This is a genomic window from Streptomyces pallidus (ex Mingjun et al. 2026) (assembly GCF_051550185.1).
Classification (GTDB): domain Bacteria; phylum Actinomycetota; class Actinomycetes; order Streptomycetales; family Streptomycetaceae; genus Streptomyces.
In genome coordinates, this window is sequence record NZ_CP196181.1 from 6,787,449 (window position 1) to 6,803,128 (window position 15,680).

Annotated in this window: 7 protein-coding genes; 5 read left to right on the forward strand and 2 right to left on the reverse strand. The window is 74.7% G+C overall.

Annotated elements, in window-relative coordinates:
• Window positions 1–13: 13 nt before the first annotated feature.
• Window positions 14–1,201, reverse strand: a complete 1,188-nt coding sequence (locus tag ACSHWO_RS30285; protein WP_438316848.1) for an SLC13 family permease — start codon at window positions 1,199–1,201, stop codon at window positions 14–16.
• Window positions 1,202–1,418: 217 nt separating this feature from the next.
• On the opposite strand from ACSHWO_RS30285, the gene ACSHWO_RS30290 reads away from it, so the two are divergent.
• Entirely contained in the window at window positions 1,419–7,265 is a 5,847-nt protein-coding gene (locus ACSHWO_RS30290) for a TIR domain-containing protein (protein WP_438316850.1), read from the forward strand.
• Window positions 7,266–7,467: 202 nt separating this feature from the next.
• On the opposite strand, the gene ACSHWO_RS30295 is transcribed toward ACSHWO_RS30290, so the two are convergent.
• Complete coding sequence (locus ACSHWO_RS30295) at window positions 7,468–9,240, reverse strand: serine hydrolase (protein ID WP_438319313.1); 1,773 nt, start codon at window positions 9,238–9,240, stop codon at window positions 7,468–7,470.
• Between the two features lie 1,021 nt (window positions 9,241–10,261).
• Between ACSHWO_RS30295 and ACSHWO_RS30300 the strand changes: the two genes are divergently transcribed.
• The 4 genes from ACSHWO_RS30300 to ACSHWO_RS30315 all read left to right on the forward strand — a co-directional run bounded on the left by ACSHWO_RS30300 (window position 10,262) and on the right by ACSHWO_RS30315 (window position 15,410).
• Window positions 10,262–11,371: a nitronate monooxygenase gene (locus ACSHWO_RS30300; protein ID WP_385834397.1), complete on the forward strand. Its 1,110-nt coding sequence runs from the start codon at window positions 10,262–10,264 to the stop codon at window positions 11,369–11,371.
• A 23-nt stretch (window positions 11,372–11,394) separates the two neighbouring features.
• On the forward strand, window positions 11,395–12,984 hold the full coding sequence (locus ACSHWO_RS30305; protein WP_438319314.1) for an acyl-CoA synthetase: 1,590 nt from the start codon (window positions 11,395–11,397) through the stop codon (window positions 12,982–12,984).
• A gap of 239 nt (window positions 12,985–13,223) precedes the next feature.
• The gene (locus tag ACSHWO_RS30310) at window positions 13,224–14,162 is read left to right on the forward strand and encodes a hypothetical protein (protein WP_438316853.1); all 939 of its coding nucleotides are present in this window, start codon (window positions 13,224–13,226) and stop codon (window positions 14,160–14,162) included.
• Between the two features lie 147 nt (window positions 14,163–14,309).
• Window positions 14,310–15,410: a calcium:proton antiporter gene (locus tag ACSHWO_RS30315; protein WP_438316856.1), complete on the forward strand. Its 1,101-nt coding sequence runs from the start codon at window positions 14,310–14,312 to the stop codon at window positions 15,408–15,410.
• Window positions 15,411–15,680 lie beyond the last annotated feature (270 nt).

Below are 15,680 nucleotides of genomic sequence, written 5' to 3' on the forward strand. Positions count from 1 at the left end.
CGGGCGGGGCGGGCTACGCGGTGGCCGCCAGGGCCACCGTCGCCGCCAGCGTGCCCGCCACCGCCAGCACCAGTCCCGTGCCCAGGAAGCGGCCGAGGTCGATCCGGGTGCCGTGCCAGCGGCACCGCTCGAACCACAGCAGGGTGGCGAGCGAGGCCCACGGCGTGACGACCGGGCCCACGTTGACGCCGATCAGCTGGGCGAGCAGCTGGTGGTGGTTGCCGTCGGGGATCGCCGACTCGCCCGCCATGTACGCCGGCAGGTTGTTCAGTATGTTCGAGAAGCCGGCCCCGACCGCGGCCGACCTCAGCATTCCCATGGGCCCGTTGTCGGAGCCGATGGCCGCCGCCAGTATCTCCTGCAGCCCGTTGGCGCTGGCCGTCTCCACGACCAGGAACATCCCGGGCACCAGGACGAGGAGCCGCCAGGGCACCAGGGACAGCCGGAGCGTCTCCCGGCTGCGGACCGCGAAGGCCGCCACCACCACCAGTGCGGCCGACAGTGACGCCGCCCACAGCGGCACGTCGGCGAGGATGGCCAGCAGGAACCCGGCGCAGGCCACCGCGCACACCCGGAACAGCACCCGGTCCGCCGGGCTCGGCGGCGACGGCGGCTCGTAGCGGAGCTCGCCGCGGCGGCCCAGACGCCAGTAGAAGCCCCACAGGCAGGCCATCGTGACCGTTATGGCGGCCAGCTGCGGCGCCCACATGGCGGCGGCCATCTCCGAGGGGGCCAGCGCCACCCGGTCCGCGGCGAGCAGGTTCGTCAGGTTCGACACCGGGAGCAGCAGGCTCGCCGTGTTCGCCAGCCAGACCGTGGTCATCGCCAGCGGTACGGACGCGATGCCCACCCGGGTCGCCAGCGCCAGCATCACCGGGGTCAGCAGCACCGCCGTGGTGTCCAGGTTGAGGGTGATGGTGGTGAGGGAGGCGAAGGCCACGCACAGACCGAACAGGAGGGGGTAGTTCCCCCGGCCCGCGCGGGCCACCCAGGTGGCGACCACGTCGAAGACCTGGGCCTTGCCGGTCAGTTCGGCGAGGACGATGACCGTGGCGAGGAACACCAGCAGCGGGCCGATGCGCTCGATCACGTTGCCGGCGGGACCGGTGGGGAGGAGGCCCGTGGCCACGCAGAGCACGCCGAGCACGAGCAGCCCGCCGGCCAGCCAGTCGAGTACGTGGAGACGCCTGAGGAGAGACACGGCGAACAGAGTCGCACACGCGCGCGCCCGGACATCAGACGGCGAAGTGCAGAACAGGGTATACGGGGCAAAGTGAACCGAGTTGGATCCGGTCGGGCGAACATGACGGACCGGACGGCGGCTCGCCGGCGCGAGCCCGGCCCGACCGCCGGCGGGGAACCCGGCCTTCCTCGCCGGAACAAGGTCGCTCCCGGACCCCCGGGCCTACCATGAATCCATGATGACGGACGGGCAATTCGGCGCACCCGCAAGAGAGTTCGACTTCTTCATCAGCTACTCGCCGGCAGACGAACCATGGGCCGCATGGATCGCCTGGACCCTGGAGGAAGCCGGCTACCGCACGGTCGTCCAGGCCTGGGACTTCGTGCCGGGAACCAACTTCATCGACTTCATGGACCGCGGGGTCAGCGAGTCCGTCGCGGTGATCGCCGTCCTGTCCCGCCACTACGAGCGCTCCACCTACGGCCGCATGGAATGGCAGGCCGCCCTGCGCGCCTCGCCCGAGTCCCCCGAGCGCCGCCTGCTGACCGTACGGGTGGACGAAATGCCCATCGAGGGGCTCCTCGCCACCATCACCTACGTCGACCTCGTGGGCGTGCCCGACTCCGACACCGCCCGCTCCCTGCTGCTCACCCGGGTCGAGCAGGCCGTCGACGGGCACGCCCGCCCCGGTCGCCGGCCCGGCTACCCGGGCAGCGGACCGGCCCCCGCCCGCCGCCCCGAGCAGCCCGATCCGGCCCGCCCGCAGCCCAGCGCCCTCGCCGGCCCCGGCTGGCCCGGGCGCCGCCGGCCGGCCCGGGCACCCCTCTACCCCCAGGCCTCCCCGGCCGGCGGCAGCGCCCGGGACGCGGTCACCGTCCTGCACCTGGCCGGACCCGACTTCGGGCGCGGCCGCGAGCCCGACGCGCTCAGCCGGCAGGTCCGCGGCGACCTCATCATGCTCAGGGACGCCGGAGCCCCCGCCCCCGACCTGATGGTCGTCACCGGGGACCTCACCGCCTCCGGCAGCCCCCGCGAGTGCGACCAGGCCCTCAGCTTCCTCACCGCCCTGCGCTCCCAGCTCGACCTGTCCCCCCAGCGGGTGATGGTGGTGCCCGGCGCGCAGGACGTGAACCAGGCCGCCTCCCAGGCCTACTTCCACACCTGCGAAGCCGACGAGGTCGCCCCCCAGCCACCGTACTGGCCCAAGTGGCGCCACTACACCCGGCTCTTCCGCGGCCTCTACCAGGGCCTGGACACCGTCTTCGACAGCGACCAGCCCTGGACCCTCTTCCCCGTCCCCGAACTGAGCACGGTCGTCGCCGGCTTCAACTCCACCATCGCCTACAGCCACCGCCCGGAGGAGCAGTACGGGTTCATCGGCCGCGACCAGGCCGCCTGGTTCGCCGAGGCCATGCGCACGTACGAGGAGGAGGGCTGGCTCCGCATCGGAGCCCTCCGGCACCCGCTCACCGACGGCCGCCGCCCCGGTGACGCGGCCGGCGGCCCCGGCGGGCTCAGGGACGCCGACACCCTCGCCCGGCTGGCCGCGCCCCGCCTGCACCTGCTGCTGCACGGTCCGACCGGCGGCCCCCGCACCACCACCGCCGACCCCAGCCGCTCCCAGCTCACCGGCGCCGCCGGCGGCCTGCCGGTGTTCGGCTCCGCCGCCCCCGCCCGCTTCCAGCTGCTCCAGGTCACCGCCGACGGGGTCACCCGCTGGGACGACCGCATCACCGGCTCCGGCGAGCGCTTCCCCGCCGAGTGGCGGCAGACCCGCCGGGTCTTCCCCGTCCCCGAACTCCCCGCCGTAGTCCAGGCCCTGCCCCGGCAGGGCAGGGCCCCGCTCGACGACCCGGCCGCTTCTCTCGCCGAGCGGGTCAAGGAGGTCTGCCGGGTCCGCAGGGAGGGCGTGCGGCTGCGCGACGTGCCGCGCCGCGAACCGGGCGACATGGCGCAGATCATGGCCACCTGGCGGGAGCCCGACGACGGCGTCGTCCGCCAGCAGCGCATAGCCGTCCACCCGGGCACCCCCGCCGAGGACGAACTCGACCGGTTCATCTCTCAGGTCCACGCCACCGACCCCGGCTCCGAAGCCGTCCTCGTCTACGGCGGCGAGGCACCGCCCGGCGCCCTGCGGCAGCGGGCCGCCAGCCACGGCGTACGGGTCCGGGTGCGCAGCTTCATCGAGTTCCAGGGCCTGCTCGACCTGCGCGGCTACGTCACCGGCCAGACCGCCCGGCTCGTCGCCAGCGAGCAGTACCCGCCCTCCCTCTACCTCCCCCAGCGCTACCGCGACGCCGACCGCCCCGACGGCCAGGAACGCGACGGCCTCGTCGAGGAACTGCTCGAACTCCTCGAATCCGACCACGGCCGCTTCGTCCTGCTCCTCGGCGACTTCGGCCACGGCAAGACCTTCGCCCTGCGGGAACTGGCCCGCCGCATCGCCGGACAGCTCCCGCACCTGACCCCGCTGCTCATCCCGCTCAACACCCTCGACCGGGCCCACAGCCTCGAAGGCCTCGTCGCCGCCCACCTCGCCGGCCACGACGTCGACACCATCGACCTGCGGGCCCTGCGCTACATGCTCGCCCAGGGCCGGGTCGTCCTCCTCTTCGACGGCTTCGACGAACTCGTCCACCGCGTCAGCTACGACCGCGCCGCCGACCACCTCCAGGTCCTCCTCGACGCCGCCGTCGACAGCGCGAAGATCGTCGTCAGCAGCCGCACCCAGCACTTCAAGTCGCACGCCCAGGTCCTCACCGCCCTCGGCGAGCGCGTCGGACTGCTGCCGCAGCGCCGGATCCTGTCCGTCGAGGGCTTCACCCCGGCACAGATCCGCTCCTACCTGGTCCGCAGCTACGGCGACGAGGCCTCCGCCGACCGCCGCTACCAGCTCCTGCGGAACATCCCCGACCTGCTGATGCTCTGCCGCAACCCCCGGCTGCTGTCCTTCGTCGCCGGCCTGAGCCAGGACCAGCTCAGGGCCGTCGCCGGAGCCGGCCGCGCACTCAGCCCGGCCCGCCTCTACGAGGACGTCTTCACCGCCTGGCTGCAGTACGAGGAACAGCGCGGCCAGGGCGGGCCCGGCGCCCCGCCCGGACTCGCCCTCCACGAGCTGTGGGCCGCGGTCACCGCACTGGCCTGGCGGCTGTGGGAGACCGGCCGCAGCGCCCTGCGGCTCGACGAGCTCACCGAGACGGTGGCCGCCACCCTCAACGAACTCACCGAGTCCCCGCTCACCGCGGCCGAGCGCGCCCAGGCCGTCGGCGCGGGCAGCCTGCTCGTGCGCAGCGACGACGGAGTCTTCCAGTTCATCCACGGATCCGTCGTCGAGTGGCTGGTCGCGCGGGAAGCCGCCCGCCAACTCGACCGCGGGCAGCACGCCCTGCTCTACGCCCGCCCGCTCAGCCAGCTCGCCGTCGAGTTCTTCTGCGACCTCGCCGACCACGAGCGCTGCGCCCGCTGGGTGCGCGAGGTCCTCGACTCCCCCGGACGCGGGGTCAGCGACGCCGCCCGGGCCAACGCCGTCCGCATCAGCGACCGCCTCCGGGTCCCCGCCAACGCCGACCTGCGCGGCGCCCGGCTGGCCGGCGAGGACCTCTCGCACCGCGACTTCTCCGGCGTCGACCTGACCGACGCCGACCTCACCGACGCCCGACTGATCGGCGCCAGCCTCTCCGGCGCGCTGCTGCGCGGCACCCTGCTGGCCGGCGCCCGCCTCGACCGGGCCGACCTGAGCCGGGCCGACCTGACCGGAGCCAACCTCAGCCGGGCCCGGCTGACCCGGGCCGACCTGCGCGGCGCCCGGCTGACCGGCAGCCGCTGGCACCGGGCCGCGCTCATCGACGTGACGATGGACGACGACGTTCGGGCCGCCCCCGAACTCGCCACCGCCGCCATCGCCCCCGGCATGCCCGTCGACGCGGGCCTGCGCCCGTCGGCGGTCGGCGTCCCGTACGGCTTCGGCATCCGCACCAGCCGCCTCCCCGAACCCATCGCGTACAGCGCCGACGGCGAACTCCTCGCCGTCGGCAGCGAGGACGGCTCCATCCTGGTCTGCGGCGGCGACGACGGCCGCGCCGTGCGCACCCTCCAGGGCCACGAGGGCCGGGTGTACGCCGTGAAGTTCCGCACGAACACCATCGCCACCGGCGGATCCGACGGCGTCGTACGACTCTGGGACCCGGTGACCGGAGCCTGCCGGCACCGCCTGGAGATCCACCCCGACGGTGTGTGGCCGCTCTCCCTCGACCCCGACGGCACCCTCCTCGCCACCGGCGACAGCGAGGGCCTGGTCACCGTCTGGGACGTGGCCGACGGCGCGCCCCTGCACCGGCTGCCCGGCCACACCGCCCCCGTCTACACCGCCGTGTACGGCCCCGGCGGCACCCTGCTCACCGGCGACGCCAACGCCCAGCTACGCCTCTGGGACCTTGCCACCGGCCGGTGCGTCCGCGAGATCGACGGCCACCGAGGGGCCGTCTACCGCGCCCGGTTCAGCCCCGACGGCACCCTCTTCGCCACCGCCGACCGCGGCGCGGCCGGGCAGGGCGGGACGGTCAGGGTCTGGCGCACGGCCGACTGCCGGCTGCTGCACGAGTTCACCGGGCACACCGGCCGCGTGTACGTCCTCGACTTCCACCCCGAGGGGAACCTCCTCGCCAGCGGGGACACCGACGGCCAGGTCCGGCTGTGGGACCCCGTCGTCGGCACCCCCGCCGGCACCCTCGAACGCAGCACCGGCGCCGTCTACCAGGTGCTGTTCGGTGACGGCGGCAGGCTCCTCGCCGCCTGCGACAGCAACGGCACGGTCCGGCTGTGGACCGTCACCGCCCGCCCGCACGGCTACACGGTCGCCCTCCACCCCCAGCAGCCGACCGAGCACCGGGGCACCGCCTGGGCCTGTGCCTTCCGGCCCGGCGACAGCCAGCTGCTCACCGTCGGCAACGACGGCGGCGCGCAGATCTGGGACGCCGCCACCGGCCAGGGCAAGCGCATCCTGCGCGGCCACGGCCGCCGGATCAGCGGGGTCGCCTTCAGCGCGGACGGCACACAGCTGGCGACCGCCGGCAACGACGGCGTCGTACGGCTGTGGGAGACCCGCACCGGGCGGCGCACGCAGGAGCTCCTCGGGCGCGGCGACCGCCTGGTGTCGGCGGCCTTCAGCCCCGTCGAACCCCTCCTCGCCACGGCCAGCAACGACGGCGACATGTACCTGTGGGACCCGGCGGGCGGCGAGTACATGCGCGAGCTCGACGCCGAGACCGAGCACGTGTGGGCGGAGGCCTTCAACGCCGACGGCACCCTGCTCGCCACCGCCAACGACGACGACTCCGTCCGGGTCTGGTTCCGCCCCACCGGCTCGCCCGTGTCCACGCTGGACGCCCACCGGGGCCGGGTCCGCTCGATCGCCTTCCGCTCGGACGCCGACGTCCTGGCCACCGGCTGCGACGACAGCTACGTCCGGGTGTGGGACGCCCGCAGCGGCCGGCTCGCGGCGGAGCTCGGGGGCAACGGCCTGGGGCACGCGGACCGCGTGTACGGCGTCGCGTACGGGCCGGAGAGCGGCGGCTGGCTGGCCAGCGCGAGCTGGGACGGCACCGTCATCGTCTGGAGGGACGGGCGGGCCGCCCTGCGCCTGCGCGGACGCGGCGGCCGGCTGTGGGCCGTGGCCGCCCACCCGTCCCGGCCCCTGCTCGCCGCCTCGGGCGACGACCGCAGCGTCTGCCTGTGGCACGCCCGGACGGGCGAACACGTCGCCGACCTCGTCGGCCACACCGGCCGGGTCCTGTCCCTCGCCTTCTCCCCGGACGGCACCACCCTCGCGAGCGGCGCCGAGGACGGCACGGTCCGGCTGTGGACCCTGCCGGCGCCCACGGGCGGGGGAGCGCCGACGCTGCGGGCGACCCTGATGGGGCTGGCCGGCGGTTGGGCGACGCTGACCCCGTCCGGCGGGTACAAGTACGAGGGCGACGTCGCCGGCGAGTTCTGGCACGTGGTCGGGATGTCCCGGTTCACCCCGGGAGAACTCGACGAGTACCTGCCGGGCATCCGTCGCCTGCCGCTGGGCGAGGAGCTCTGAGCAGGCCGCGTCCGGCGCCCCCGGTCCGGGGGACTCCCGGCACGCCGGCCCTGGTGGAACAGTGACCGATGGGTGCTCAGGAACGCGAGCAAGGTGGCCAGGGCGCGGCGTCGGCGTTCCCGGGCGCCGTCAACCGTTCAGCCTGATGACGATGCGGCCGGCGGTGGCCGGGGCGAGCAGGACCGGCCGCGGCGGCGAAGACCTAGTCGGACGAGCGGGTCCAGCCGTCCGCGCGGAGGGCGGCGGCGTCGGTCGGGCGGTCCTCCGAGAACAGCAGCCGGGCCCGCTCCGAGACCCGTACGACGTCCACGTACACCCCGCGCCCGACGTAGCGGCCGGTCGCGGTGTGCCGGAAGCGCAGGTGCACCGGGCGGCCCGCCCAGGCCGTGAGGGGGGCCTCGAGACGGTGCCAGATGCGGCCCGACCAGCCGTCGGCGCGGCCTTGCGGCCACTGCTCTGCGGTGCCACCGGTGGTGCGGACCGTGTGGAACGGCAGCGGCTGCCACACCGTGCCGTCCGCCGACGCCTCCAGGTGGAAGGCGCCCTCGCCGGGCACGGTGTCCCACCACACGGCACAGCGAAGCCGGGCCTCGGCGGTGGCCGGGGTGAGCGGGGGCAGCGTCAGGGTGCCGGAGCCGCCGGGCTCCATGCCGGAGAACCAGGCCGGGCCGCCGTGCCGGGTCCGGACCGGGACGGCGCGGGCGAAGCGGTTGCCGACCGCGACCCGCGGGGCACTGCCCGCCCGCCAGGTGCGTACGGGGTGCACGGAGTTGCCGAGCAGGATGAGGAACGAGTCGGTGGAGGGGTCCAGGACGAGGGAGGTGCCGGTGAAGCCGGTGTGGCCGGCGGACTGCGGGGTGGCCATCGCCCCCATGTACCAGTGCTGGTAGAGCTCGAAGCCGAGACCGTGGTCGTCGTTGGGGAAGGCGGTGTTGAAGTCGGTGAAGAGCAGTTCGACGGAGGCGGGGCGCAGGATGCGCCGGCCGGCGTAGATCCCGCCGTCGAGGAGGGTGCGGGCGAGGACGGCGAGGTCCCAGGCCGTGCTGAAGATCCCGGCGTGGCCGGCGACGCCGCCGAGGGCGTACGCGTTCTCGTCGTGGACCCTGCCCCACACCAGCCCGCGGTCCAGGCCGGACCAGGGCGGGCGCTGGACCTCGGTGGCGGCCGTGACGCGGCGCCAGGAGAGCGGCGGGTTGTAGCGCGTGCGGTGCATCCCGAGCGGAGCGGTGATCTCGTCCTGGAGCAGGAGATCCAGAGTGTGACCGGTGATCCGTTCCAGGAGCAGTTGCAGCGTGATGAGGTTGAGGTCCGAGTAGCGGTACACCGTCCCGGGGGGCTCCTGGGGACGCACGGACCACAGCAGCCGCAACTGCCCCGCCCGGGTGGGCTCCTGGTAGAACGGTGCCCAGGAGCGCAGCCCCGAGGTGTGGGTGAGGAGCTGCCGGACCGTGATCAACTCCTTGCCGCCGCCGGTGAACTCGGGCAGGTACCGGTCCACCGGAGCCTCCAACTCCAGACATCTCCGTTCGATCTGCTGGACCGCCAGCAGTGAGGTGAACAGCTTGGTCAGCGACGCCAGGTCGAAGACGGTGTCCTCCGCCATCGCGATGCGCTGCGCCGCCGGGAACTCCCGGGCGAGGTCGGTCCGGCCGTCGTAGTCCGCGTACCGTACGGCGTCGCCCATCGCACGGTGCAGGGCGATGGTCCGGCCGCGGCCCGCGAGGACCACGGCCCCGGCGTAGTAGGGGTGCAGGGGGGAGGGGCCGAGGAACCGCCGGGCCTCCTCCGCCACCTGCTCCAAGTGCCGCTCCAGCAGACCGGCCTGGCGCGCGGACCCGTACCGCAGCCGCAGTCCCTGGAGCGCCCGCCGCTCGGCCGGGTTGCCCGCGGCCCCGGCGGCCCCGGGCAGCACCCCCTGCAACAGCAACACCCCGCTCAACGCCAGCAACCGGCCCCCCAGCCCCCGCCGCGTCAGCCCGCCGCCGGGAGGCCGCCCGCCGCTGCTGCCGCTGCCGCGGGTCTCGTGGGTCCCGCGGTCTGCGCCGTCACCGCCGTCGCGACCGCCGGCGCCGGCTTCCGAACCGCCGCGGTCCTCGCCGGTGCCGGTTCGCCCCGCGGGCGCGGAGCCGCGGTAGGGCGCAGCTGAGCCCCCGCTGCCGCTGCACTGCGCGCCGGTGTTCCCGCTGGCGGCGCGCTGCCTGTCGGCGTTCCCGTTCCTGCTGCGCCGCGGGTGGGCGTTGCCGTCCGCTCCGGGCTGCCTGCGCGCCTCGTCGTCCGTGTCGCGCGGCACACCGGTGTCGCCGTGGCTGCGCTCGCCGCACCTCCCGCTCCCGTCGCGGAGTGCACTCCCGCGCCCGTCGACTGCGAGGGCTGCCGGGTGGACCGTCTCGGGTGTGCCGTCCTTGCCGTCGGGCGCGGTGCTGCGGGGTGGGAGTCCGTCGCGCGGGTGGTTTCCGCCCCTGCCGCTGAGCGGGGCGGGCGGCCCCTCGGCGTCCGCGCCATCGGCGTCGCCGCAGGGGGTTCCGCTGTTCCCGCTGCTGCCGGGGCGCGAGGGTGCGGCGCCGTCGGGCGTGCCGGCCGGTTCGGCTGCCGGGCCGTTGCTGTTGCCGCTGGTGTCGGCCCCGTCGGCCGCGTCGGCCCCGTCGGCCGCGTCGGCCGTGGCGAGGTGCGGGGCTCGCGCTGGCAGGCCGTCGGCGGGCCTCCGGCTCGGCTCCTGCGCGTCGTACCCGGGCCGGGCGGGATCCGCCGCGTCCTGCGCCCCGAGGGGGTGCGAGGGCTTGGTGTCGTGGTCGGGGGGCGCATCCGCGTCCTGGGCGCGGTGCGCCGTGCCGTCCCCCGTGCGTGCCTCCATGGTGGGCCTCCTGTCCGCCCTATCGGCGTCTCGGAGTATCTGCCCGCCCACGGCGCGCGCCCCGCACGGATCACCCCCCAAAGAATCTGACGCTGCATCAGAAAACCCCTTCCCTCGACCGCCGGGCTGCGGCATGCTGCCGCCCATGCAGACGGAGCTGAGCAAGAGACTGGGAGTCGAGCACGCCCTCTTCGGCTTCACGCCCTTCCCCGCGGTCGCGGCCGCGATCACCCGCGCCGGCGGCTTCGGCGTGCTCGGCGCGGTCCGCTACACCGCCCCCGACGACCTGCGGCGCGACCTCGACTGGATGCAGGCGCACACGGACGGCAAGCCCTACGGCCTCGACGTCGTCATGCCCGCCAAGAAGGCCGTCGACGGCATCGGCGAGGCCGAGATCGAGGCGATGATCCCGGCCGGGCACCGCGACTTCGTCCGCGACACCCTCGCCAAGCACCACGTCCCGGAGCTCCCCGAGGGCGAGTCCTCCGGCTGGCGGATCACCGGCTGGATGGAGCAGGTCGCCCGCGCCCAGCTCGCTGTGGCCTTCGACTACCCCGTCAAACTCCTCGCGAACGCCCTCGGTTCCCCGCCCGCCGACGTCATCGCCCGCGCCCACGACCGCGGCGTCCTCGTCGCCGCCCTCGCCGGCAGCGCCAAGCACGCCCGCCGGCACGCCGAAGCCGGCATCGACATCGTCGTCGCCCAGGGGTACGAGGCCGGCGGCCACACCGGCGAGATCGCCACCATGGTCCTCGTCCCCGAGATCGCCGAAGCGGTCGCCCCGCTCCCCGTCCTCGCCGCCGGCGGCATCGGCAGTGGCGAGCAGATCGCCGCCGGGCTCGCCCTCGGCGCGCAGGGCGTCTGGCTCGGCTCCCTCTGGCTGACCACCACCGAGGCCGAACTCCACTCCCGGGCCCTCACCGAGAAGCTCCTCGCCGCCGGCTCCGGCGACACCGTCCGCTCCCGCGCCCTCACCGGCAAACCCGCCCGACAACTGCGCACCGAGTGGACCGACGCCTGGGACGGCCCGGACGGCCCCGGCGCCCTGCCCATGCCCCTGCAGGGACTGCTGGTCGCCGAGGCGCTCTCCCGGATCCAGAGGTACGAGGTCCAGCCGCTGCTCGGCACCCCCGTCGGCCAGATCGTCGGCCGCATGAACAGCGAGCGCAGCGTCCGGGCCGTCTTCGACGACCTCACCCGCGGCTTCGAGAAGGCCGTCGACCGCATCAACCGCATCGCCGGCCGGACGGCGTGAAAGGGGTGACCCGAGTGAGCAGTGTGACGGGCACGAACGGCAGGGGCAACGGCAACGGCAACGTGCCGCACTCCGCGGGCGGGTTCTGGGCCCAGGCCGCCGCCGACCCGCACAGGGTCGTCCTGGTCACCCCGCAGGGCGAGGAGTGGACGGCCGGCCGGCTGCACGCCGACGCCAACCGCCTCGTCCACGGCCTGCGCGCCGCCGGACTCGAACGGGGAGACGCGTTCGCCGTGGTCCTCCCCAACGGCGTCGAGTTCCTCACCGCCTACCTCGCCGCCACCCAGGCCGGCTTCTACCTCGTCCCCGTCAACCACCACCTCGTCGGCCCCGAGATCGCCTGGATCGTCTCCGACTCCGGGGCCAAGGTGCTCATTGCCCACGAGCGCTTCGCCGACGCCGCCACCGCCGCGGCCGACGAGGCCGCCCTGCCCGCGACCCACCGCTACGCCGTCGGCGCCGTCCCCGGCTTCCGCCCGTACGCCGGACTCCTCGACGGCCGGCCCGGCACGCCCCCCGCGGACCGCACCCTCGGCTGGGTCATGAACTACACCTCCGGCACCACCGGCCGCCCCCGCGGCATCCGCCGCCCGCTGCCCGGCAAGACCCCCGAGGAGACGCACCTCGGCGGCTTCCTCGGCATCTTCGGCATCCGCCCCTTCGACGACAACGTCCACCTGGTCTGCTCGCCGCTCTACCACACGGCGGTCCTGCAGTTCGCCGGGGCCTCGCTGCACCTGGGCCACCCGCTGGTGCTGATGGACAAGTGGGCGCCCCAGGAGATGCTGCGGCTGATCGAAGCCCACCGCTGCACCCACACCCACATGGTCCCCACCCAGTTCCACCGGCTGCTCGCCCTCCCGGAGGCGACCCGGTCGGCGTACGACGTCGGCTCCATGCGGCACGCCATCCACGGCGCCGCCCCGTGCCCCGAGCACGTGAAACGGGCGATGATCGCCTGGTGGGGCCAGTGCGTGGAGGAGTACTACGCGGCCAGTGAGGGCGGCGGCGCCTTCGCCACCGCCGAGGACTGGCTGAAGAAGCCGGGCACGGTCGGCCGGGCCTGGCCGATCAGCGAGCTCGCGGTCTTCGACGACGACGGCAACCGGCTGCCCGCCGGGGAAGTCGGCACCGTCTACATGAAGATGAACACGGGCGGCTTCAGCTACCACAAGGACGAGGGCAAGACGCGGAAGAACCGCATCGGCGACTTCTTCACCGTCGGCGACCTCGGACTGCTGGACGAGGAGGGCTACCTCTTCCTCCGCGACCGCAAGATCGACATGATCATCTCGGGCGGGGTCAACATCTACCCCGCCGAGGTCGAGGCCGCGCTGCTCACCCATCCGGCGGTCGCCGACGCCGCCGTCTTCGGCATCCCGCACGCCGACTGGGGCGAGGAGGTCAAGGCGGTCGTCGAGCCGGCCGACGGCCACGAACCGGGGGACGAGCTGGCCGCCGGGATCCTGGCGCACTGCGCGGGCCTGCTGGCCGGCTACAAACGGCCCAGGACGGTCGACTTCATCGCGGAGATGCCCCGCGACCCCAACGGCAAGCTGTACAAGCGGCGCCTGCGCGACCCGTTCTGGGAGGGCCGCGACCGGGCGGTGTGACCGGGGCCGGCGGCAGGCGGGCGGACAGCGTGACCGGGCGCGGCCTTCCGATGGCGCCATGCCCCGGTCGTACGCTCAGCAGCGCAACCTTGCGGGCCGCCCGGGCTAACGGACGGCCGCGCCTGTGGCAGGGTGCCCGCGGGCGTCGATGAGATGGGCGGCGGACCATTCGGTCCGCCGATCGCACGCCGTCTCACGTACTCCCTCCGGCCTGCGCGGCCGAGGGAGGTAAGGAAGTCATGAACGCGAGTACCACCTCCCGCCGCAGGCGCCGGCGGACGCTGGCCGCAGCGGTCCTCACCGCGGCCGCCGTCACCGGCCAACTGCTCGTCATGTCGCCCGCCCAGGCCGACGCCGAGCGTGCGGGCCGGCTGCCCGCCGCGGGCGCCAACCTTCTGGAGCCGCCGCCGGACGGCGAGGACCTTCCCCGGAAGGACCCCCGCCAGGACGACGGCCCCGGGCCTGCGGGTGACGAGGAGTCGAAGCCCAAGCCCAAGCCCAAGCCCAAGCCCAAGCCCAAGCCCAAGGACGAGCCGAAGTCCGAGGCGAAGAAGTCCCCGCACGGCCTGCAGGAGTTCACGAACAACGGGACCTTCGTCCCGCCGCCCGGTGTCACCTCCGTGTTCGTCCAGGCCTGGGGCGCCGGCGGTGGGGGCGGCGGCGGTGGCGGCGCCGGCACCACCGACGACGCTGACGGCGGTGACGGCGGTGGCGGCGGGGGTGGCGGCTTCGCCTGGTGCACCGTGCCGGTGAAGCCCCTGAAGAGCTACGCGGTCGTCCTCGGCGAGGGCGGTGGCGGCGGTGACGGCGGCCCCGCCGGCACCGCCGGGGACAACGGCACCGACGGCTCGGCCACCACCCTGGCCTCGTCCAAGGGTGACATCGTGGTCGCGGCGAACGGTGGCGAGGGCGGTGGCGGCGGTCAGGGCGGTGGCGCCACCGCCGGCGCCGACGGACAGCCGGGGGCCGGCGGCAGCGCCACCTGCCGTACGGGCGGTCTGACCCGGACCGGGCAGAGCGGCGTCGGAATCGAAGGGGGCGCGGCGGTGGACGGCATCGTCGCCGTCCCGAACGGCAGCGGTGCGGGCGGTGACGGCGGCCTGGGCGGCACCACCGCGGGCGCGCCGGGTAACCCCGGAGACGCGGGCGGAGACGGCTACGTCGTCATCTTCTGGTAGCCCGCACGGGCCGGGCCGGCCGGACCCCTCACGGGGCCCGGCCGGCCCGGCCCGCCCCGGCGGGTGACGCCCCGTCGCCCCGTACACCCCGTTTCCAGCTGTTCACCCGGTTCGCCCCGGAAGCGCGCGACATGGCAGGTTGGAGGCATGAGTACCGGAGCACGCAGGTTCCCCGCCACCCACTGGACCGTCCTGGTCCCGCTCGTCTCGCTCCTCGCGCTCGTGTTCAGCTGGGGGCGGGACCTGCCGGGATACGCGGTGGCGATCGTCGCGCTGTGCCTCGCCGGCGCGGTGCTCGCGGCCGTGCACCACGCCGAGGTCGTCGCCCACCGGGTGGGCGAGCCGTTCGGCTCCCTCGTCCTCGCGGTGGCCGTGACCGTCATCGAAGTGGCCCTCATCGTCACCCTGATGGTCGACGGCGGCGCCAAAACCGCCTCGCTGGCCCGGGACACCGTCTTCGCCGCAGTCATGATCACCTGTAACGGCATCGTCGGCCTGTCCCTGCTCGTCGGCGCCCTGCGCAACCGCGTCGCCGTTTTCAACGCCGAGGGCTCCGGCGCCGCCCTCGCCAGCGTTGCCACCCTCGCCACCCTCAGCCTGGTCCTGCCGACGTTCACCACCAGCAAACCCGGTCCCGAATTCTCCGGGGCCCAGCTCACCTTCGCCGCCTGCGCATCGCTCGCCCTCTACGGGCTGTTCGTCTCCGTGCAGACCATCCGGCACCGGGACTACTTCCTGCCCGTCGGCACCGGCACGGACACCCGCGACGACGACCACGCCGCGCCGCCGACCGCCCGCGCCGCAGCGATCAGCCTCGGGCTGCTGCTCGTCGCCCTCGTCGCCGTCGTCGGCAACGCCAAGGCCGTCTCGCCGGCCATCGAATCAGGCGTGGCGGAGGCCGGGCTGCCGCAGGCCGTCGTCGGCGTCGTCATCGCCCTGCTCGTCCTGCTGCCCGAGACGCTTGCCGCCGCCCGCGCCGCGAGCCGCGACCGCGTCCAGACCAGCCTCAACCTCGCGTACGGCTCCGCCCTCGCCAGCATCGGCCTCACCATCCCGGCCATCGCCCTCGCCTCCCTGTGGCTGTCGGGCCCGCTGGTGCTCGGTCTCGGGCCGGTCCACATGGTGCTGCTCGCCCTCACGGTCTCGGTGGGCACCCTCACCGTCGTACTCGGCCGCGCCACCCTGCTGCAAGGCGGCGTCCACCTGGTCGTCCTGGCCGCCTACCTCTTCCTGGCGGTGAGCCCGTGAGCCCGTGAGCGGCGTCCCCACCGCACCGCGGGCGCCGGGCCGGGCATCCCGGTCGCCAACTCCCCGCGCGGCTGGAGGCCGTCGAGGCCGTCGAGGCCACGCGCGGGAGCCGGTGCGGCAACACCCGCACCCCCCACCTGATCGCCCACCGAGCGCCGTGCAGCACGCGGTTCGCGCGCCGGAGCTGTTCGGGCGTCGCCGCTACGGCAGGGGGACGGCCCGCAGACATCCGGGCGAAGGCCCCCGGAGGGCTCCGGCGGCCCGTTCGGT

What these genes read in the sequence shown, in the direction of transcription:
- ACSHWO_RS30290 (WP_438316850.1), top strand. Translation starts at nt 1,419, where the DNA reads ATGATGACGGACGGGCAATTCGGCGCACCCGCAAGAGAGTTCGACTTC.
- ACSHWO_RS30300 (WP_385834397.1), top strand. Translation starts at nt 10,262, where the DNA reads ATGCAGACGGAGCTGAGCAAGAGACTGGGAGTCGAGCACGCCCTCTTC.
- ACSHWO_RS30310 (WP_438316853.1), top strand. Translation starts at nt 13,224, where the DNA reads ATGAACGCGAGTACCACCTCCCGCCGCAGGCGCCGGCGGACGCTGGCC.
- ACSHWO_RS30315 (WP_438316856.1), top strand. Translation starts at nt 14,310, where the DNA reads ATGAGTACCGGAGCACGCAGGTTCCCCGCCACCCACTGGACCGTCCTG.